Source organism: Cryobacterium sp. N19 (genome assembly GCF_002929595.1).
GTDB lineage: Bacteria > Actinomycetota > Actinomycetes > Actinomycetales > Microbacteriaceae > Cryobacterium > Cryobacterium flavum.
In genome coordinates, this window is record NZ_PJJR01000054.1 from 102,149 (window position 1) to 122,764 (window position 20,616).

A 20,616-nucleotide genomic window follows, 5' to 3' on the forward strand; every position below is an offset into this window, starting at 1 on the left:
GCCGTGAAACGGCGATTGGCAGGCCGAAATGGGCACAACGGCAGACTCGGATTGTCGACATCTTTCGCATCCGGTGCCGTGGCCTGCGAGACTGGATGCACAGCTCGGCGCCGAGGTCGCTCGACCGGATCGCCGAAACGATGTATGCGCTTGCGCCTCGGAAGGACTCCATGCTCGATTTTCTGTTCAGCCCGATCCCCGGGATCATTTTCACGATCATTGTGGTTCTGCTCATCGGCCTGATCTACGCCAAGACCATCTACAAGAATGCCGGGCCCGACGAAGCCCTCATTATCACCGGCAAGAAGAGCCGCAAGACCATCGTCGATGGTGCCACGCTCGAGGAATCCGGCCAGCGCGTCGTGCACGGACAGGGTGTGTTCATCACCCCGTTCTTCCAGAAGGCGTTCAAGATCAGCCTGCGCAGCCGGGCGATTGAGATCACTGCCGTGGCGCAGGATCGCAACGGCATCACGCTCTCGGTTGAAGCCGTCGCCATCGTCAAGGTCGGCGACGACCCGGCAGCGATCCGCGCCGCCGCCCAGCGGTTCCTCGGGCAGGACAAGAACATCGACGGCTTCGCGCAGGAGGTACTGAGCGGTTCGCTGCGATCCTCGATCGGCGCGACCGACGTGATGACCGTCATTCAGAAGCGCGACGAGCTCGGCACGTCCGTGCTTGCCACCGCGCGTGAGTCGCTCGCCAACCAGGGCCTCGACGTTGACTCCTTCGAGATCAAGGGTATTACCGACGAGAACGACTACATTCGCGACATCGGTCGTGCAGAGCAGGCCAAGGTTCGCCGCCAGGCCGAGGTTGCCGAGCACGTCGCCAACCGAGAGTCGCAGGAAGCCCTGATCACCGCCGAGCAGGCCATCGCAGAAGCGCAGAACACGCTCGCCCTGCGCAAGGCCGCCCTGCAGCTCGACACCGATAAGGCCTCCGCTGAGGCCGCCGCATCCAAGCCTCTCGCCGAGGCCAAGGCACAGCAGGCCATCGTGCAAGAGCAGGAGCTCACCGCTCAACGTCGCGCCAGCCTGCGCAAGGCCGAGCTGGAATCCGAGGTCAACGCCATTGCCGACGCTGATGCCTACCGAATTCGGGTGACCGCGATCGCGGCCGCCGAGGCGTCCGTCGCCAAGGCCACCGCCGATCGCGACAGCCGTGTCGCCAACGCCGACGCCACTCGCGCGGAGGGCCAGGCCGAGGCCGACGCCATCCTCGCCCGGGGTACCGCAGAGGCAACGGCCACCCGGCTCTCCGCCGAGGCCGTCGCCCAGCAGTCCGAGGCGCTCATCCAGCTGCGTCTGGTCGAAATGCTCCCGCAGATCGCACACGAGCTCGCCGCTCCAATGGGGAACATCGACCAGCTCACCGTCATTTCAACGGATGGTGCCAGCCAACTCTCCAAGAACGTCGCGTCGGGCTTCAGCGAGGTCGACGCCGTGCTCGGCTCCACCATGGGAATCGGCATCAAGGACCTCCTCGGTGGGCTGCTCGGCGGAACGGCGGGAGCCGCTTTGCGGAACGCCGCGCCCGCTCGCGCCGGCGGATCTGCTTCGCCCGCTGCTTCGTCGGCTGGTGCGTCGTCGCGTTCGACCGGGACCGGCGCCGCGTCGCCCTCGGTGGCTACCGCGCCTTCAGTGGCAGCGCCTTCAGTAGCGTCGTCACCGTCGGTTGGAGCCTCGGCGGCGACCGCTGCCGCAGCTGCACGGTCGGCAGCGGAAGCATCCGTTTCTGATTCGATCAACGGCGTCGACTTCGACGCAGTTGCCGACGAAGCGGCGGCAGCAATCGCCCGCGCTGCGGCAGCCCGGCTGCCGAAAAAAGCCGCGGACCGCCTGCTGCCGTAGGCAACGTGGCCCGCGGCCCCGGTTCGAGTCGAACCCGCAGACGGCGGGCGGGCTCGCCAATCGCGGCACTCCTTGCCGATGAGGGCACCCTTGGGTAGGGGTGCCCTGATCTGTAAGGGGTGCCGCCACGCGGGCCGGAGCGTCAGCAGCCGGGGCCGTGGGAGTTGGCGTTGCAGTCTTCAGCCACGAGCACGGTGGATTCCTTCGCCGCGACGACGGTGAACGGAGCTGACGGCACGGAGACGATTCCCTCGACGGGTCGCCAGCCCTGGTCGCCGAAGCTGTAGTCGGCTCGGTAGTCGACGGTGAGGGTGGTTGTGTAGGTGCCCTTGGCGGTGTATTTGTGGCTGGTGGGAGTGGTGGAGAATTCGGCCAGGCCGAGGTCGGCCCAGCTGGCTCCGCCGGTGGGGCTCGATGCGGCGCTGCCGTCGCCGTAATTCCAGCGGTACCCGATCGGTGTGAATAGAACCTGGGCTGGCTGGCCGAGCAGGAGTCCGTCGCCGATCTGAGCGGAGGCTGTCGCCCAGAAATTCGCGGCCAGCCCAACGATCGCCCAGCCGTTGGGTTCCATACCGGTTGGGGCAGCGGGCGCGGGGAAGTTCTGCAGGTCGGTGACCGTGACGATGGTGGCGGCGGAGCAGATGGCGCAGGGCGTTGTCGGGGCGGCGAGGGTGATGGGCCACTCGGGGTGCCGTGAGACAACGGGGAAGTCGCCGGAGCCACAGAGCGTCCACTCCTGCTCGGACGTCAGTTGCCCTGTGGGATGTGCGCAGATCTCGACCACCGTTGAGCCTGTCCCGGAGCGGCCGGCGGAGCCGCCCGCTCCGTCACCCGAACTTCCTCCGTACCCGGCTGATAGGTCAACGCCTGGACCCGTGACGTCCGCCTTTGGTGGACAAGTAGCGAGCACGCTCTCAAGTGACGTGCATGCGGCAGTGCGCAGGCTGGCAACGGCGCCTGGTATCGGAAGAAACATGGTGGTTAGACCGACCAGGAGAATTAGCAGAAGTTTTTGCCGGACCATAAGTCTGATTTCTCGACGAGGAGTCGGTTGGAGGTGGCAGCGTGAGTTAAGGAAACTTGCAATGGGTAGCTATCAGGACGACCAGGGGCAGTGACAGTTGTGCCCCCCAGATCGACCACATCCGTTTCTCTTACGTCTTGGCATACATAGGCGGTTACTGCGCCTGAAAACAGATCCGCACTCTGGATGGAGAACGAGTCGAATGCAAGATCGCCAACCATACGGAGTCCTCCAGCCCGGAACTCGGCATAGGTCTCCAGATCTGACTCGAGAACTTTCCCGACTGCAAAATCGGAAATTCTCTCGGGATCTGCTCCGCCTTCGTGGGCGATCGTGTTGGACATCGACTGATATTCGCCGAAGGCGGCGGTCGCGGCCGCCAGCGCCTCGTCGTTCGACGCGAAGACCGGGGGAGTCACGGTGGGCTCGGGACTAGCCACGGCGACCGGCGTTGCCGGGACGGGCGGGGCGGGAGCGGCCATGCATCCGCTTAGGAAAACAACGGACACAGACAGCAGGAGAGCGTTGAGCACAGCAGTGTGCATCGGGCGGCGGCGCGACGGATTTCGCATGGGGCCACAGTAGACCGGATTGCTACAATCCCGTTTAAGTTCTCCACAGGCTGGTGGCGGGGCTCAAATTGCGCTAAAAACTATCGCAGAGTCCCCACGAGGAGCGCCTCGATCATGCGCGACTGCACGTCGTTCGTGAAGTAGTCCGGGTCGAGAATGCGCTCGAGCGCCAAGATATTGGTGGCCGACATAACGAGGGGAGCGAGCACGTCCACCCGGTGGGCAGCCGGGTCGATGCCGAATTGGTCGGCGCGTTCAAGGATCACCGCGCCGAGGGCGAGGCGCACGCTCTGCCGACTCTGGCGATAGAGATCCGCGGCCTGGGGGTTGCGGGCCGAATGAACGGCCAGTTCCATGAGCAGCAGGTGCCAGGGGCCATCTTCGACCAGGGTCTCGGCCAGACGGCGGGCGATGCGGGCGAGCGCCGCGTCGTCGAGCCGTATCTCGTCGCCGAGAATGGTCGCGAGCCGCCCGCTGAGCAGGGTAGCCAAGCGCTCATTCAGGATCGATCCGAATAGGGCTTGCTTGGAGCCGAAATTGGAGTACACGGCGCCCTTGGTGTACCCGGCCCGCGTCGCCACGTCGTCGAGTTTGGTTCCGAGGTAGCCGGATTCGAAGAATTGCTCGGTCGCCGCCCGCAGAATATCCGCACGTACGTCGGTGCGCAGGGGCCGTTTGCGAGCCGGTGGCGGGGCGTCGCGCGCGAGGGCTGGTGCGAGATTGGGCGACGTTTCGGGTGCCAACGCGGAGTCGGCCGCGAGAACGCGCGAGGTGCCACGAGCGTGAGCCGTTCCTGATGCCATCTCGGGTGTCGTGCCTGGCGTCTCGTCCATGAGTGCCTTTCGGATTGCCGTTGACAAGCGGATACTTTGGGTATTGGATACTCTCGGTATTGAAAATACTACGGCGGCATTGCGCCCCGCACAACCCAACGTTGGATGGAACTCTGCATGACCCTCGACTCCGCTTCGACCCCCGCTATCGACTCGACTGAAATCGCCCTCGCCATCCGAGCGAGCAACTTCACGATTCGAAACGGTGGCCAGACCGTGATCGGCGCCACTAACCTCGCTATTCCGGTCGGTGCACTCTTCGTCGTGTCGGGCCGGTTCGCCTCGGGCAAGACAGCGCTGCTGCTCGCTCTGGCCGGCCGCCTGCGTGGGTTCGCCGGAACGGCGACCGTGTTCGGACATCCGCTGCGCCAGAGCGGCGGGCAGGTGCGGCACCTGTCGGCCCTCGCCGAGACGCCGATCGTAAACCGCCTCGACGACGATCTCACGGTTGAGCGCCAGATCGCGGCTGCCCTCGTGCTCCGTCAACCGTGGTGGAAACCGCTGGTCAGCCAGAAAACGGTGGCACTCTGCTTGGTTCGGGTGAACGCGCTGCTGCGTCAGGTCGATGCGCGGGCCGGCGAAATCCTTGAGCAACGTCATGCCGGCCTGCCGCGACTGACCGGCACCGATCGCATCGTCGACCTGCAACCGCTCGATCGTGCGGTGCTCGGCGTCGTCCTGGCCCTGATCGGCCGGCCACGCCTGCTGATCGTCGATGACGTCGACACCCTGCGCGACACGGATGACCGCACCCGCGCCTGGGCCGCACTGCTCGTTCTGCGCATGGCGGGCTGGCACGATCTCACGATCGCGGCGAGCGGGCAGGACCCCAAGGAGCTCGTCGAGATGCTCGAACGCGTCGGCGCCGACGTCCACCCCGCGCCAGCCCGCCCGGTGTACCTGCTCGACCTGGATTCCGCCGACCGCACCCTCACAGCCCGCACCCTGACCGCGTCCACCCGGAAGGCCTGAACCGTGGCCAAGATGTTTTCACTGCCCAGCATCGAGCTGTCCCGGTTTCGGTCTTCCCGCTTGGCCATCGTGGCGCTGCTCATGATCGCCGCCGTTCCCGCCATCTATGGCGGCGTCTATCTCTCGGCCAACTGGAACACGAGCGGCAACATCGGCGAACTACACGCCGTCATCGTCAACAACGACATGGCCGCGAACGTCACCGGCACGGACGGCCGCGAGCAGACCATTGACGCCGGCGCCGGCCTGGTCGACTCCCTCGTGGGCAGCGACAGTGCTGGCTTCACCTGGAGCAGTGCCACCAGCGAAGCGGATGCCCGCAGCTCGCTCGCCGATAACCAGAATTTCGCCGTGCTCGTCGTTCCCGCCGATTTCTCGAGCACCCTGGCCTCGACCGCTGCAAACCCCGGCGCTGTGAACCCCGCCGCCACGACGACCGGCACCGCAGCATCCGTTTTCGCCCCCGAGCAGGCCCGCCTGCGCGTGTACACCGACGACGCTTCGAACTTCATCGTGGGGCAGGTCACGAAATCGGTCACCGCCGCGATACGCACCGAGCTGTCGACGTCCATCTCGGCGACCTACCTGGACAACGTCTACCTGGGGTTCACGAGTGTGCACGACAGCCTCGCTCAGGCCGCCAACGGCGCACTCACCCTCAGCGACGGCGCCACGAGCGCGAGCGACGGGTCGGCGCAACTCGTGATCGGCCTCGGCACCCTCTCCGACGGCGCAGCCACGCTCGCGAGCGGGGTGTCCCAAGTGGACGCCGGCACCCACACCCTCGCCACCGGCGCGAGCACCCTGGCCACCGGGTCGTCGAGTGTGGCGAACGGTGCGGCGGAGGTCGCGAGCGGATCGGCAGCGCTCGCGACGGGCGCGGCCACCCTCGACGCGAGCGTGAGCACACTGCCGACCGCCACGGCCCGGCTGGCGGCGGGTACCCAAACCGTTTCCACGACTCTCGGCACGATCGCCGCGCTCACGGCTGCGCACCCTGACTGGACCCTGACCCAGCTGAACGCGGCCCTCGCCACCGGCGGCGGATCGATCGCGGATCTCGCGGCGGGCGCCGCGACCGTCGTAGCCGGGGCCAACATTCTGAACCAGAGCGCGACACCACTCGTCGCCGGCATCGGCACGCTCGCCGACGGCGCCGCGACCCTCGCCACGGGAGCGTCGAGCGTCTCGGTCGGAGCCCAATCCGTCTCAACCGGCGCGGCATCGCTCTCCGCGGGTGCTGCCTCGCTCGCCATCGGTGCCGACAGCGCTGCGGCCGGCGCCAGCACGCTGGCCGCCGGCGCGACGACCGCCAGCACCGGCGCGAGCACCCTCGCCGACGGCCTCGGCCAGCTCGCGACCGGTGCCGACAGTCTGAGCACCTCGCTGCAGTCGGGCGTGACGCAGGTGCCGAGCTACACGTCCGCGCAGGCCAGCGAACTCGCCGCGGTGACTTCCGAACCAGTTGCCGCGGAGCATGTGCGCGAGAATGCCGTCGGATTCTATGGCGAGGGCATCGCGGCGTACTTCATTCCGCTCGCGCTCTGGGTCGGCGGAATCGGCATGTACTTTCTGTTCCGTCCGCTGTCGCCGCAGGCCGTCGCATCCACTGCCCGGCCGGTGCGGGTGGCGCTGACCGGCCTCGCCCCTGGGCTGCTGTTTGGATTGCTGCAGGCCGGACTTCTGCTCGCCGTGCTGCACTTTCTGGTGGGGCTGGAAGCCGCCAATTTCGCGGCCCTCGCCGCCTTCACGGTGATTGTCGCGCTCGTGTTCACGGCCATTCACCACAGCCTGATCGCCCTGCTCGGCGGGCGCGGTCGGCTGGTGGCCTTGTTACTGCTGATTCTGCAGTTGGCCTCGGCCGGAGGCACCTACCCGGTTCAGACGTCGCCCGGCTTCTTCCAGTGGATCAGCCCGGCCTTGCCGATGACCTACGCGGTCGACGGCGTGCGACGACTCATCGCCGAGGGCTTCACGAGCGCGATTCTGGTTGACCTTCTCGCCCTGATCGCTTTCGGAATCGGAGCGTTCGCCGTTTCGGTCTTCGCCAGTCGTTCGATGAAGATCTGGTCGATCGCCAAGCTGCACCCGTCGCTGAAGATCTAGTCGTGCGCGGTCAGCGCCTGCCTGAGCAGGGCGGCCAGCGCCGGCTGCCCGCCGCTTCTCATGGCGGCCCGCTGGCGTTCGGCTCCGGTCCCGAGTCGCCGCGCCCGCGCCAGCAGCCCCACAATTCGCTCGCGATTGCCCACCTCGTCAATCGCATCGCCGGCATAGCGCAGCAGCTCGTCCGTCACGATCAGCGCACTCTCCAGGGTTCCGATCGTGGACCACCGGCGCATGTGCACGCTCCGCCAGCTGGAGAAGTCGGTATCGGCTCCGTGCCAGAACGGCGAATTCACGGCCAGCGCGAGCAGCGTCGGCAGCCAAACGCGCACCCGGTTGAGCGCCTGCACCCCGGCATCACGGCTGGGAATGCCCACGTGCACGTGAAGCCCGTTGATGAGGTGATCCGGCACCAACCCCCGAAATTCGGTCTCGACGGTGTGGTAGCGCTCCACATCGGTCACCTCAGGCCAGCCCTCGGTCTGGAACGGCGCGCCCACGCCGGCCGCGAGCACCCCGCGGGCCACGGCAGCGCGCGCCAGCCGTGATCGAAAGGCGAGCAGGTCAGCGGATGCTTGTTCAAAGCGGTCGAACACCGACGTCGACCGTTCGATCTGCGAGGCGAGAAACTCGTGGCTGATGAATCGGGACACCGGTGAACGGCCCAGGAGCTCGGCGTGCACCTCGTCGCCGACGTTCGCCGGCTGCAGGGTTGCCGGCTTCAGAAAGATGAATTCCTCTTCAATGCCGAACGTTCGCATTCCTTTACCTCCCGAGCCTTCACCGGATACTACTCACAAACCGGTATCAAGCCGATACATTCTCAGATCGGCCAGCCGGTCACATTCGAGCCCACAGGTGACTAACATGACAATTAATTGGCAACCGATGTGCAGGCGTTGGCTCTCGCACTGATCGACTCAGTTTGGGGTAAACGTGGTGCAAGTGACCGAGGTTCCAGCCGGCGCGGCCCAATCGTGGCGGCGTTCTCTGCACGGCGTTCTCGGCGGGATGCTCGGGTTCGTCGCGATGAGCGCGGTGGCCGGCATTCTGGTCACCGTGTCGGTAACCCCTGTCGTTGCGCTCTCGGGTATGGCTGCCACCAATACCATTTCGGTGTTCGAGAATCTGCCCGGCTACATCAACATCGAGCCCCTCTCGCAGAAGAGCGACATTTTTGCGACCCGCAGTGACGGAACCTTCGAACTGCTCGCCTCGTTCTACGATCAGAATCGCATCGAGGTGGGGTGGGATGCGATCAGCCAGTTTGCGAAGGATGCCGCGGTGTCGGGAGAAGACCCACGGTTCTACGAGCACGGCGGGGTCGATTTGCAGGGCACCCTGCGGGCCACGGCAACGACGGTGGCCGGGGGAGACACCCAGGGCGGGTCATCCATTACTCAGCAGTACGTGAAGAACGTGCTGGTGCAGAAGTGCGAGGTGATCACCGACAAGCGCGCGCACGATGCCTGCTATACCGCGGCGACCGAGACCACGCCCGACCGCAAGCTCAAAGAGATGCGGCTCGCCATCGGGGTCGAGAAGAAGTACAGCAAGCGCGACATCCTGCAGCAGTATTTCAATATCACCGGCTTCGGCGGCACAGTCTATGGCATCGAAGCCGCCGCCAACTATTACTTCAACAGCACCGCGGCCAACCTCACCCTGCCGCAGGCGGCCAGCTTGGTGGCGATCGTGAACAACCCGGTCAAGTTCCAGCTCGACAAGCCGGCCAGCGAGACCAATGGGGCCGCCAACGGTTACGCCGCGAACAAGCAGCGCCGCGACTACATTCTGCGTGAGATGCTGCGCTACAAAAAGATCGCCAAGGCCGACTACGAAGCGGCCCTGGCGGCACCGGTCGAACCCGTGATCACCGAACCCAGCACCGGCTGCCAGACCGCCGCAGCTAACGCGTTCTTCTGCGACTATGTGACCAAGATTCTGCAGACCGATCCCACCTTCGGCGCCGACGCTGCCACCCGCATGCTCAACTTTCGCCGAGGCGGCTATGACGTCTACACGACCCTCGACCTCGACGTGCAGGGCGCGGCCGTGACCACCATGAATCAGCAGGTTCCCAAGGTCTACGCCGGCGGGGACGTGGGCGCGGTGATCACGAGCGTGCAGGTCGGCACCGGCCGGGTGCTGGCCATGACCCAGAACAAGGACTACAGCCAGGACCCCACGGTGCAGGCGACCGGTGCCAACTACACCGGAATCAACTACGCCACGGACTTCGCCGAGGGCGGTTCGAGCGGTTTCCAGCCGGGGTCGACCTATAAGGTCTTCACCCTGGCCGAATGGCTCAAAGAAGGGCACTCGCTCAACGAACGCGTGGACTCCCGGCGCAAGTCCAACTGGGGCACCTTTCAAGACAGCTGCCTCGGGACCCAGAATTACGACAAGGAGAAACCACCCTTCAACCCGCGCAACGACGCCAACGAATCCGGTGCCAACTACAGTGCGCTGCAAGCCACCGTCGGCTCAATCAACACCGGCTTCATCGGCATGGCGAAGCGGCTGGACCTCTGCGGTATCCGCAAAACTGCGGAGGCGTTCGGTGTGCACCGGGCCGACGGTAACCCGCTGTCGCAGTCCGCAGCAACCGTGATCGGAACCAATGAGGTTGCGCCGCTGACCATGGCCGTCGCCTTCGCCGGCATCGCCAATAAGGGCGTCACCTGTTCGCCGATCGCCATCGACCGTATCGTCGACCGCGGCGGCGTGGAGGTCGCGGTGCCGCCGTCGGTCTGCACGCAATCGGTGGATTCGACGGTCGCCGCCGGCATGGCCTACGCCATGCACCGGGTGATGACGAGCGGCACCGGACAACAATCCAACTCGAATACGAAACCGAATGTACCGATGATCGGCAAGACCGGAACAACGGATGGTGCCAAAGACACCTGGATGAGCGGCGCAAGCACCAAGGTGGCCACGGTAGTCGCCGTGGTGAGTGTGACGGGATCACTCAGTCAGCGGCGGCAGTTCTTTGGGCGTGACCAGATCGCGACGGCGCGGCACCGCATGTGGCCGGTCGTGATGTCGGTCGTCAACGCCAAGTACGGCGGTGATGCCTTCGACGAACTCGCCCCCAAGTACATTCCACCGCCCGTGGTCGTGGCGCCACCGGTCGTGGCGCCGGTGGCTCCGCCGGCCGCACCCGCCCCGCCGGAGACTGCTCCGGCGCCGCCGGGCCAGTAGCGCCCGGCCAGCGGTGCCGGCCGCTTGTTGGCTAGGCACTCTGCGCCGCAGTGAGCTGGTGCAGGGTGCCGCCGCCCGAAGACTGCTGCGCCGGGGTGCGCAGCAACGGATGCGCCGCAAGTTCGGCGGCGTAGGCGGCAGCAATGGCTGCTTCCTCCGCGGCGGCGCGTTCAACGGCGTGGCGTTCCTTCACCTGGCGGGCCACATCGAACAGGTTCCACAGATTCTCCCCGGTCACCGACACTCCCTTGGCGCCGGAGCGCCGTGTTCGACCGCGCACGAGCATGTAATTGGTCTGGAACACCTGCCCGCCCACCCGTTCCTGTGCGTCGTGAAAGAACACGACGTTCGCGACCGGGCCGGTGCCGTCGTCGAGGCTGATGAACACCACGCGGCGGCCGCCGCGCATCGGCGGCGTGTTCGTAGCCCGCCGCACCCCGGCGAGCAGAACCTCGGTGCCGCCGGGCAGGTTGCCGAGCTCGCTCGCCGGCGTCACCCCCAACTCCTTGAACAGTGAGTGAAAGCGTTTCATCTGGTGTGATCCGACGGCCAGGTTCAGATCGAGCAGCTCCAGGTCGGTCTGGGTTCGACCGCGCAGCTCGAGCGAGGTGATGGCACCCGCACGGTCGCCGGAGTAGCGCGGCACCGGCAGCTCCACCTCGAACGCGAGCTGGTCGGCACGAATGACCACGGCCGTGCCGCGCAACGACTGAATGTGCGCGAGTAGCTCGTGCCGCCGGGCCCGGTCGTAGCCGATGAACGTGTCGAGGGCGCCGACCCGGGCCAGCGCTTCGAACGTGCGCCTGCGGGGGTGCACCCGGTCACGAAAGTCCTGCAGCGACCCAAACGGCTGGTGCTGGGCAATGCGCGCCCGCTCGGCTTCGGTGCTGCCGACCAGCTCAGGCAGCGCCAAACGGATGCCCTGGCTCCCGTCGGCGAGATCTTCCACGCGGTAATCCAGCGCGCTCGACTGCACGTCGAGGGGGAGCACCGGCACCCCGAGTACCCGGGCTTCGGCCACGATGAGGTCTTTGGGCCACATGCCGGGGTCGTGGGTGAGCAGCCCGGCCAGGAAGGCGGCCGGATGGTGGGTTTTCAGCCAGGCCGACTGGTAGGTGGGCAGGGCGAAGGCGGCGCCGTGCGCCTTGGCGAAGCCGAAGCTACCGAACCCCGCAAGCACCGTCCAGATCTGGTCGATCACCTTCACGCTGAAGCCGCGGGCGAGCGCTTTCTCGCGCAGATACTCCTCGATCTGGGGGAGTTGCTCCGGCTTCCCCAGGTGGCGGCGAAAGACATCCGCTTTGCCGAGGCCGCAGCCGGTGAGTTCGTCGAACAACCGCATGACCTGTTCGTGAAAGATCACGACGCCCTTGGTTTCGCGCAAAATAGGCTCGAACCGGGGGTGAATGTAATCGGGCGCGACCTCGCCGTGCCTGGCCTGCAAATATTTGAGCGGCATGTTGTTTTTCATCGGGCCGGGTCGAAACAGCGAGATCTCCACGGTGAGGTCGTTGAACACCTCGGGTTGCAGCTTGCCGACCAGCTCCATCTGGCCGGGGGATTCGATTTGAAAGATGCCGAGGGTGCGGGTGGAACGAATCAGCTCGAACGTTTTCGCATCGTCGAGCGGCACCCGGTCGAGGTCGATACTCTCGCCGGTGAGCCGGTGGTGCTCTTCAACAGCGTGCGCCATGGCCGACTGCATGCGCACGCCGAGAATGTCGAGCTTGATCAGGCCCATCGGGTCCATGTCGTGCTTGTCGTACTGCGACATGGGCAGGCCCATGCCGCTCGCCTGCACCGGGGTGCGGTCGAGCAGGCTCGCGTCGGAGAGGATCACGCCGCAGGGGTGCACCGAGATATGCCGGGGGAGCCGGTCGAGTTTCGCGGTGAGGTCCACCAGCAGATCGAGTTGCTGCGATTCGCGCACCTCGGTGGCGAGGGCCTCGAGTTCGGGTTTCTCCTCGAGGGCGCGGCGAAAGTCGCGGGCGTTGAACCGCCACATCTGCTTGGCGATCACGTTGATCTGGGCGTCGGGCAGGCCGAGCGCGAGGCCGGCGTCACGCACGGCGCCGCGGCCCCGGTAGGCGTTGGTCATCGACATGAGCGAGACCCGGTCGCTGCCGAAAGCGCGAAAGACCTCGCGGTAGATATCGTGCCGCCTCGCTGACTCGACGTCGATGTCGATATCGGGCAGGGTCTGGCGCTCGGGGGAGAGAAAACGCTCCCAGAGCAGGCCGTTCGCGATCGGTTCGACCGAGGAGGTGTGCAGCGCATAGTTGAGCACCGACCCGACCCCTGAACCGCGGGCCTGAATGCGAATGCCCATTCCGCGAATAATGTCGGCCACCCGCGACACGGTGAGAAAGTAGCTGGCAAAGCCTAAGTGTTCGACCGTTTTCATCTCGTGGGCGAGCTGATGGTGGGCCGCTTCGACCGCGCGTGAGCCGCTCGCCGAGTACAGCTCGGCGATGCCGCTTCGGGCGCGGCGCCACAGCTCGGTGACCGGGTCGCCGGTGACGCCGATGATGCGCGCCTCCGGCATGCGCGGGCGGCCGAGGCCGATGTCGCTCACGGGGTCGAGGCTGCAGCGGTCGCCGAGCTGCTCGGTGTCGCCCAGCAGTCGTTCGAGCGCCCCGTTGTCGTGCAGGCCGGCGTCGACGACCATGCGGGCCACCTGGCGCATCGCGCCGGCCGGTTTGAGCCAGGCCTGACCATTGGTTTGGGGGGTTTCGAGCTCGGCGAGCGGCAGCAGAAAGCGGGCGGCATCGGCGAGGTCGGCGGTGACCGCTTCGTCGGGGGTGCCGTAGCGCACGGCATTGCTGAGCACCGCCGGCAGTCCGGCGTTCTCGGCCAGGGCGAGCATGCGCGTGGCCGGAGTGACACTGCCGACGGTGCCGCTTTCGGCGAGGTGGCAGACGATTTCGAGCACGACGGTGCCTGCGGGCAGGGCGCGCTGCCAGTGGGCCAGCCGCGCCGCGGCATCTGAATTGTCGCGGCGGCCGATGGCCAGGCCTACGTCGGAATCGGGGCCGAGCAGCACGGTGAGGGAGGCCAGGCCGGCCAGGTCGGCCAGGCGGGCGCGCGAAATGCTCGGGCCGGCAGCTGCGCCGTGGGCGGTGCTGTGCTGGGCTGTGCTGTTCTGGGGTGCGTCGTGGCCGGCGGCGCCGTGCTGAAGTGCGTCTCGATCGGTGCTGTGGGCGGCACTGACCGCGCGGCAAAGTGCGGCGTAGCCTCTACCCGCCGTCTGGCCGTGGGCGAGCACGACCACCCGACCGAGCGGGCGATACTGGTCGTCGTGCACGGCGAGTTCGGCGCCGAGCCCGGGGCGGATGCCGGCGGCCACGCAGGCGCGCACGTGTTTGACTGCGCCGTAGAGTCCGTCACGGTCGGTGACGGCCAGAAAATTCGCGCCCTGCGCGGCCGCCTGCTCGGCCAGGGCTTCGGGAAGCGTCACCCCGTAGTGGGTCGAGTAGGCGCTCGCGACGTGCAGGTGACTGAAAGTCGTCCCCGGTGCGGTGCTCATCCCCAGTCCAATGCTAAAGTCCAGGACCCGTCGGTGCTGCGGCGCAGGTCGTAGCGGTGCTGCTCTTCGCCGCCACGGCAGGCATCGAGCCGCCACAGTTCGGTGTCGATGCGGGTGGGGGTTCCCTCGTTTTCCCACCATCGGGTGCGTTTGAATACGGCCTGCGGCTGACCGATGACGGTGTGTTCGAACCGATTCCAGATGAACGCGCGCGGGTCGCCGTCGGGGGACAGCTCAACGTCGACTGGTGCGTCAATAATGTGGGGCAAGGTGGGCTCCCTAGGCTCGTGACGGGTGGCTCGGGGTGGGCGATAATGGTAAAAACCTGATGAGCGATGGTTAAAAAAATCCCACAATGAGTTCGAGCAAAATCTCGTCGAAATCAACTGCTATCGAATATGTCTTCTAGGTAAAAGTGTATGTCACTCCACCGACATGCGCCATGGGCGGATGCTCGTGAGACAGCCGGAGCCTGCGATCTACGATGGTCAAATGACCGACGCAATACCGAACGGCACCGCACCGACCGGCAGTGCACCCGGCACCGCACAGATCACCCGTGAGCTCGCCCAGCGCCTGGTGGAGCAGGTCGCGCCGAGCCTCGTGCACAACGTCAACATCATGGATGCGGGCGGGGTGATCATCGGCTCACTGGATGCTGCCCGCATCGGCACCCTGCATGACGGTGCCCGGGATGCCGCTGTTCGCGGGGAAGCGGTGCACATCGCTCCCGGCGACGAGCATCAGGGAACCCGGCCGGGAGTGAATATTCCGTTGATCGTCGACGGACAGGTCGTGGCCGTCGTCGGGGTCACCGGAATCCCCGCCGAGGTGCTGCCGGTCGCGCAGGTGCTCGTGCTGACCGTTCAGATGCTGCTCAGCCAGGAGCGGCAGCGCGATAACGCGTCGTGGCGAGAATCCGCGATTCGGGACATCCTCGGGGCCCTTGCGCGGGGTAATCTCACCGAGAGTCGCCTGATGGCGGGCTTGCGGGGCATCGACGCGCCACTGCAGCCACCGTGGAACCTCACTGGAATCGTGGCCGAGAACCAGTCGGTGGCGCTGCTTCGTGGGTTGCGCGAGTTCACGGGAGTGGTGGCCGCCGACATTAACGGTGCCGTCTGGGTGCTCAGCGGATCGTCGTCTGCGCTGGGCCACGAGCTGCTTCGACAGCGTCTGCAGCGCTCCGGCGAGCCGCCCCTGCGTTTTCTGATCGGACGCGTCGGAGCCACCATGCAACAACTCGCGAGCGACGCTGAACGGCTGGGCGCGCTGCTGGCCCGGCCCGGGCTGCTCGAGCTGGTAGACGTCGGGTCCGAGACTCGCCTCGACGCCCTGGGTCTGGAGCTCGCGATCGCCGGCCTGCCCACCGCCATGATCGAGGATCTCGCTGAATCGGTGCTCGCGCCGCTCAGCGCGGCCCTGAACGAGACGGCACGGGTGTTCCTGCAGGCCGAACTGTCGATTGCCGGCGCGGCGCGGGAACTCGGCGTGCACCGCAATACCCTCGTGCAGCGACTCGACCGCATCGAGCTGCTGACCGGCCTCAACCTCCGACAGTTTCACGCCGCCGTGCGGATGCGGGTCGCACTGGCGGCCGATGCCGCTCGCTATGTGCACGATGCACAGTAAATAGCCCATGATTTGCCGAGAACTGTGGTGTGATTCCACCTGAATTTGTGTCTGGTTGTGTTCTAGCCTGAACCAATGCACGATCGCACGGCGCTGAAGCCGCTCACCATAGTCATCGCGCCGGACTCGTTCAAAGGAAGCCTCAGCGCGGCCGAAGCCGCCGCCGCCATGGCCGAGGGTGCCCGCGACGCCGGCCTCGCGCTCGGCCGGCCCGACCCGCAGCTGATCCTCTGCCCGATGGCCGACGGCGGCGAGGGAACGCTCGATGCCATCGCCGCCGTCTGGGGCGTCCTGCCCCGCACCATGCTCACCGTCGACGCGCTCGGGCGCAGCCGCCGGGCTCGCTACGCCACCTCGTCCGACGGCCGCACGGGCCTCATCGAAGCGGCCGAATCCAACGGCCTGCCCCTGACAGCGGATGCCCAGCCCCAGCCCCAGCGCGCTGACAGCTTCGGCGTCGGGCTGCTCGCCCGGGAACTACTCGATCAGCAGGTCGATGAGATTCTGCTCTGCGTCGGCGGCTCCGCCAGCACCGACGGCGGAACCGGTCTGCTCGCCGGGCTCGGCGCGCGCTTTCTCGACGCCGCCGGCAAACCGGTCGCGCCCGGCGGCGCGGGCCTGGCCGAGATTGCGTCCATCGATCTGACCGGCCTGCACCCGCGCTCCCGCGAGGTCAGCTGGCGCGTCGCGGTCGATGTGAACAACCCGCTCTGCGGCACGAACGGCGCAGCCGCTGTGTTTGGCCCGCAAAAGGGCGCGCAGCCCAACGATGTCGTGGAGCTCGACGCGGGCCTGGCCCACCTCGCCGCCATCGTGCTCGCTGAAACCGGCGAGAACATGCAGGGCCGGCCAGGCGCCGGAGCGGCCGGCGGTATGCCGGCCACCCTCGTGCCGCTGCTCCACGCCGAGCTGGTACCCGGTTCCACCCTGGTAGCGGATGCCGTGGGCCTGGCCGACAAGATGGCCCGCGCCGACCTCGTACTCACCGGTGAAGGCAGCTTCGATTCCCAATCGCTCGGCGGCAAGGTGGCCGTGGCAGTCGCACGTCTGGCGCCGACCGGATGCCCGGTCGTCGTCATCGCCGGGCGGGTGGCGCTGTCGCCAGCCGACACCGCGGCATCCGGTGTCAGCGCCGCATTCTCGATCGCCGGCGGACCGGCGACCCTCGACGACCTGCAGGAGCACGCGGCCCAACGCCTACGCGAGACCACGGCGCAGGTCGTTTCCTTCTTTCTCCAGACCCACTAGTTCCACCCTGAAATAGAAAGGCCGTCTCAATGCTGAGCATCGCCATCCTGGTGGCTCTCGTCGCCGCCATCGTCTTCGCCACCGCGAAGCTGAAAATCAATCCCTTCCTGGCGCTGCTCGCTGCGGCGCTGGTCGGTGGTTTTGCGTTCGGTCTACCGGTTGACACGATCGCCCCGACCATGACGACGGCCTTTGGGGCCACGCTCGGAAATATCGGCCTGATCATCCTGTTCGGCACCATCATCGGCGTGATCCTGGAGCGTACCGGCGCCGCGATTGCCATGGCCGAAGCGTTGATTCGCGTGTTAGGCACCCGGTTTCCGACGCTGACCATGAGCGTTATCGGCTTCATCGTGTCGATCCCGGTGTTCTGCGACTCCGGCTTCGTCATTCTGAACTCCCTCAAGAAGTCGCTCGCCGCCCGGGCCAAGGTATCGCTCGTAGCCATGACCATCGCCCTGATGACCGGCCTGTACGCCACCCACGTTTTCGTACCGCCGACTCCCGGCCCACTCGCCGCCGCCGGCAACCTGAACATCATCGACCAGCTGGGCCTCATCATCGGCTTCGGCCTGATCGCCGCCGTGGTCTCGGCACTGGCCGGGCTGCTCTGGGCGAACCGGTTCCTGAAGAAAAACATCGAGCTCATGCCCGAGCCGAGCGGCGAGGAGAGCGAGCAGGACTACGAGAAGATTCGCGCCGCCTACGGCAAGCTGCCCAACGCCTTTCTGGCTTTCCTGCCGATTCTCGCCCCGATCCTGCTGATCTGCCTTGCGTCGATCGCCAAACTGCCGGCCGCGCCCTTCGGTGACTCCGGCTTGTATATCGCCATCGTCTTCGTCGGCACCCCGGTGATCGCCCTGGCCGTCGGCCTGATCGCCTCGCTGTTCCTGCTACGCGGTAAGGGCAAGCTCGACGCGTTCGGCGATCGGGTGACCGAGGGCATCCGCATCTCGGCGCCCATCCTGCTGATCACCGCCTCGGGCGCCGCCTTCGGAGCCGTGCTTGCGGCCTCCGACCTTACCGACTTTCTCGGCAGCACCCTCTCGACGCTCGGGCTCGGACTGGCCGTACCGTTCCTCATCTCGGCCGCGCTCAAGACCGCGCAGGGTTCATCCACGGTCGCCATGGTGACCACGTCGGTGCTGCTCCTGCCGCTGCTGCCGGCCCTCGGCCTCGACTCCGACCTCGGCAAAGTGCTCTCGGTGCTCGCGATCGGCGCCGGAGCCATGGTCGTCTCGCACGCCAACGACAGCTTCTTCTGGGTGGTGTCGCAGCTCAGCCGTATCCCGGTCGCGACGGCCTACCGCACGCTCACCCCGGCCACGGCCATCCAGGGCGTCGCCGGTTTCGCCGCCGTCTGGGTGATCGGTCTCATCGTCCTGTAACACTGATCGGCACCGAACGTTCATATTCGGTTCACCGTGGAGTCACCGGGTGGCGGGAGGGTGGTTCTGCCCCCAGTTCGGGGTTCACCAAACCATCAGGAGTGCCCGCATGTTGAATCGTGAAGCCAAAGATCTCCGTCAGAGCGTCACCGATCGTGACCGGCCGCTGATCCCTCTGCTGCCGATGGATGGCCATACGCTCGGTAAGCGCAGTGCGGTCACCTGTCACCTCAAGTGTGCAGACGCCTGCTTTCACCCGGTGCCCAATGAGAGCACGAATGACTACTTTCGCGACATCGTCGGAGCGGCCCTGAGCCGCCGTTCCCTGCTCGTGGGCGTTGGCGTCGGCGCTGCGGCGATCGTACTGGGGGCTGGCCAGACGACTCCCGCGTTGGCGGCACCGGGCGGTCCGGCGGGCGGCGGCCTCGCGTTCACGCCGATCGCGCCGGTTCCGGCGGCCGTCGATGCCTTCTCGGTACCGGCGGGGTATTCCTGGAACCCGATCATCCGCTGGGGCGACCCGCTGTTCGCCGCCACCGACGTGTTCGACCCTGATCACCAGACCGCCGCGTCGCAGGCCTTGCAGTTTGGCTACAACAACGACTACCTCGCCATTCTCGAGACCAAGGGCCGTTCCGGCACCCTCGTCACCAACCACGAGTACACCAACGAAGGCATCATGTTCACCCCGGCCACGACACCGGCCGAAGCGGATGAGCAGCGTCGCGTCGCGATGATGGCCCACGGCATGTCCGTGGTCGCCCTCGAACGAAAGCGTGCCGGTCAGCCCTGGACCTACCGGGTCGGTGACCGCCTCAACCGTCGCATTACCGCGAGCACCCCGTTCACCGTCACCGGTCCGTCCGCCGGCAGCGACCTGCTGAAGACCAGGGCAGACCCGGCCGGCCGCACCGTGCTCGGCACCCTCGGCAACTGCGCCGGCGGCACCACACCCTGGGGCACGGTGCTCTCCGGCGAGGAGAACTTCAACGGGTACTTCCGCACGCCGGGCACCAGCGCAGCGGATGCCCGCTACGGCCTCGCCAACCGCCCTACCGGCCGGCTGTGGGAGCAGGTCGACAACCGGTTCGACGCCACCATCGCCGGCAACGAGAACGAGCCGAACCGGTTCGGCTGGATAGTGGAGATCGACCCGGAGGCGCCGAACGAGCCGCCGGTCAAGCACACGGCCCTCGGCCGGTTCAAGCACGAGGGCGCCAACGTTATCGTCGGAAAGACCGGCCACGTCGCCGCTTACATGGGCGACGATGAACGCTTCGACTACCTCTACAAGTTCGTCTCCTTCGATCGGTTCGATAAGAAGAAGGGCCCGAAAGCCCGCACCCACAACAAGACCCTGCTCACCCGTGGCTCCCTCTATGTGGCCCGGTTCACCGGCAACTCGCCGGCCGGCGAGATCACCGGCACCGGCCAGCTGCCCGCCGACGAAAAGTTCGACGGCACCGGCCAGTGGGTCGCGCTCGTCATCGACGGCGTTTGCCAGGTGCCCGGCTTCAGCACCGACGACGCCCTCGTGAACACCCGGCTGGTAGCGGATGCCGTCGGCGCCACCAAAATGGACCGCTGCGAAGACGTCGAGCCGAGCCCGGTGACCGGCAAGATCTACGTCGCCTGCACCAACAACACCGACCGTGGCCTGCCGGGCAAGGAGGGCGCCACCGAGCCCAACCCCCGCGCGATCAACCGGGATGGCCACATCGTGGAGATCACCGAAACCGGCTCCGACGCCACCGCGGTGACCTTCGACTGGAACCTGCTGCTCGTCTGCGGCGATCCGAAGACGAACACGAGCACCTATTTCGCCGGTTTCCCGAGCGAGAAGGTCTCGCCCATCTCCTGCCCGGACAACGTTGCCTTCGACGCCGAGGGCAACCTGTGGATCTCCACCGACGGTGCCCCGAGCACGATCGGATTCTGCGACGGCCTGTTCAAGGTGCCGCTCACCGGCCCCGAGCGCGGGCGGGTGCAGCAGTTCCTTTCGGTGCCGCGGCAGGCGGAGACGTGCGGGCCGGTCATCCGCTCTGAGCAATCGATGGTGTACGTGGCCGTGCAGCATCCGGGGGAGAACGGCAGCTGGGCCGCCCAGTCCAGTCGATTCCCGGACTACGTTGCGCTGGGTGCTGCGGCGCCGGCCGGTGCGTGGGCGGGGCCCCGGCCATCCGTCGTGCAGGTCTGGAAGTCCTGAGTCGTTCCCCGATCTGGTCGTCCCATAGGCCAGAACGGGGGGCACGAACTGG

Annotated in this window: 14 protein-coding genes; 8 read left to right on the plus strand and 6 right to left on the minus strand. The window is 66.6% G+C overall.

All coding sequences use genetic code 11. From position 1 onward, the window contains the following. The first annotated feature begins 170 nt into the window (after positions 1–170). On the plus strand, positions 171–1,853 hold the full coding sequence (locus CXY78_RS18630; protein ID WP_158253352.1) for a flotillin family protein: 1,683 nt from the start codon (positions 171–173) through the stop codon (positions 1,851–1,853). A 142-nt stretch (positions 1,854–1,995) separates the two neighbouring features. Here the strand turns inward: CXY78_RS18630 and CXY78_RS18635 are convergent, their stop codons facing one another. The 3 genes from CXY78_RS18635 to CXY78_RS21125 all read right to left on the minus strand — a co-directional run bounded on the left by CXY78_RS18635 (position 1,996) and on the right by CXY78_RS21125 (position 4,282). After that, positions 1,996–2,637, minus strand: a complete 642-nt coding sequence (locus CXY78_RS18635) for a PKD domain-containing protein (protein ID WP_104090640.1) — start codon at positions 2,635–2,637, stop codon at positions 1,996–1,998. Between the two features lie 215 nt (positions 2,638–2,852). Further along, on the minus strand, positions 2,853–3,449 hold the full coding sequence (locus CXY78_RS18640) for a hypothetical protein (protein WP_158253353.1): 597 nt from the start codon (positions 3,447–3,449) through the stop codon (positions 2,853–2,855). Between the two features lie 80 nt (positions 3,450–3,529). Next, positions 3,530–4,282, minus strand: coding sequence for a TetR/AcrR family transcriptional regulator (locus CXY78_RS21125; protein ID WP_158253354.1), 753 nt, complete (start codon positions 4,280–4,282; stop codon positions 3,530–3,532). A gap of 117 nt (positions 4,283–4,399) precedes the next feature. Between CXY78_RS21125 and CXY78_RS21130 the strand changes: the two genes are divergently transcribed. Continuing rightward, entirely contained in the window at positions 4,400–5,254 is an 855-nt protein-coding gene (locus CXY78_RS21130) for a hypothetical protein (RefSeq protein ID WP_158253355.1), read from the plus strand. A gap of 12 nt (positions 5,255–5,266) precedes the next feature. Continuing rightward, positions 5,267–7,360: a YhgE/Pip domain-containing protein gene (locus tag CXY78_RS18655; RefSeq protein WP_233206263.1), complete on the plus strand. Its 2,094-nt coding sequence runs from the start codon at positions 5,267–5,269 to the stop codon at positions 7,358–7,360. On the opposite strand, the gene CXY78_RS18660 is transcribed toward CXY78_RS18655, so the two are convergent. Beyond that, complete coding sequence (locus CXY78_RS18660; protein WP_104090648.1) at positions 7,357–8,118, minus strand: glutamate-cysteine ligase family protein; 762 nt, start codon at positions 8,116–8,118, stop codon at positions 7,357–7,359. The two genes, CXY78_RS18655 and CXY78_RS18660, sit on opposite strands and share 4 nt — an antisense overlap. 184 nt (positions 8,119–8,302) lie before the next feature. On the opposite strand from CXY78_RS18660, the gene CXY78_RS18665 reads away from it, so the two are divergent. Further along, a complete protein-coding gene (locus tag CXY78_RS18665; RefSeq protein WP_140425740.1) occupies positions 8,303–10,564 on the plus strand; it encodes a transglycosylase domain-containing protein in 2,262 nt (753 codons plus the stop codon). 31 nt (positions 10,565–10,595) lie between these two features. On the opposite strand, the gene dnaE is transcribed toward CXY78_RS18665, so the two are convergent. Both dnaE and CXY78_RS18675 read right to left on the minus strand, forming a co-directional pair. After that, positions 10,596–14,090 (minus strand): DNA polymerase III subunit alpha, encoded by a 3,495-nt coding sequence (dnaE, locus tag CXY78_RS18670; RefSeq protein WP_104090651.1) that lies wholly within the window; start codon positions 14,088–14,090, stop codon positions 10,596–10,598. After that, positions 14,087–14,359 (minus strand): hypothetical protein, encoded by a 273-nt coding sequence (locus tag CXY78_RS18675; RefSeq protein WP_092339679.1) that lies wholly within the window; start codon positions 14,357–14,359, stop codon positions 14,087–14,089. Before CXY78_RS18675 ends, dnaE begins: the two co-directional genes overlap by 4 nt. A gap of 223 nt (positions 14,360–14,582) precedes the next feature. Here CXY78_RS18675 and CXY78_RS18680 point away from each other — a divergent pair, with 223 nt between their 5' ends. The 4 genes from CXY78_RS18680 to CXY78_RS18695 all read left to right on the plus strand — a co-directional run bounded on the left by CXY78_RS18680 (position 14,583) and on the right by CXY78_RS18695 (position 20,564). Next, positions 14,583–15,722: a sugar diacid recognition domain-containing protein gene (locus CXY78_RS18680; RefSeq protein WP_158252879.1), complete on the plus strand. Its 1,140-nt coding sequence runs from the start codon at positions 14,583–14,585 to the stop codon at positions 15,720–15,722. Positions 15,723–15,797: 75 nt separating this feature from the next. Beyond that, entirely contained in the window at positions 15,798–16,970 is a 1,173-nt protein-coding gene (locus tag CXY78_RS18685) for a glycerate kinase (RefSeq protein ID WP_092339681.1), read from the plus strand. A 29-nt stretch (positions 16,971–16,999) separates the two neighbouring features. Further along, a complete protein-coding gene (locus tag CXY78_RS18690; protein WP_104090652.1) occupies positions 17,000–18,358 on the plus strand; it encodes a GntP family permease in 1,359 nt (452 codons plus the stop codon). A gap of 184 nt (positions 18,359–18,542) precedes the next feature. Next, the gene (locus CXY78_RS18695; RefSeq protein WP_233206264.1) at positions 18,543–20,564 is read left to right on the plus strand and encodes a PhoX family phosphatase; all 2,022 of its coding nucleotides are present in this window, start codon (positions 18,543–18,545) and stop codon (positions 20,562–20,564) included. Positions 20,565–20,616: the final 52 nt, after the last annotated feature.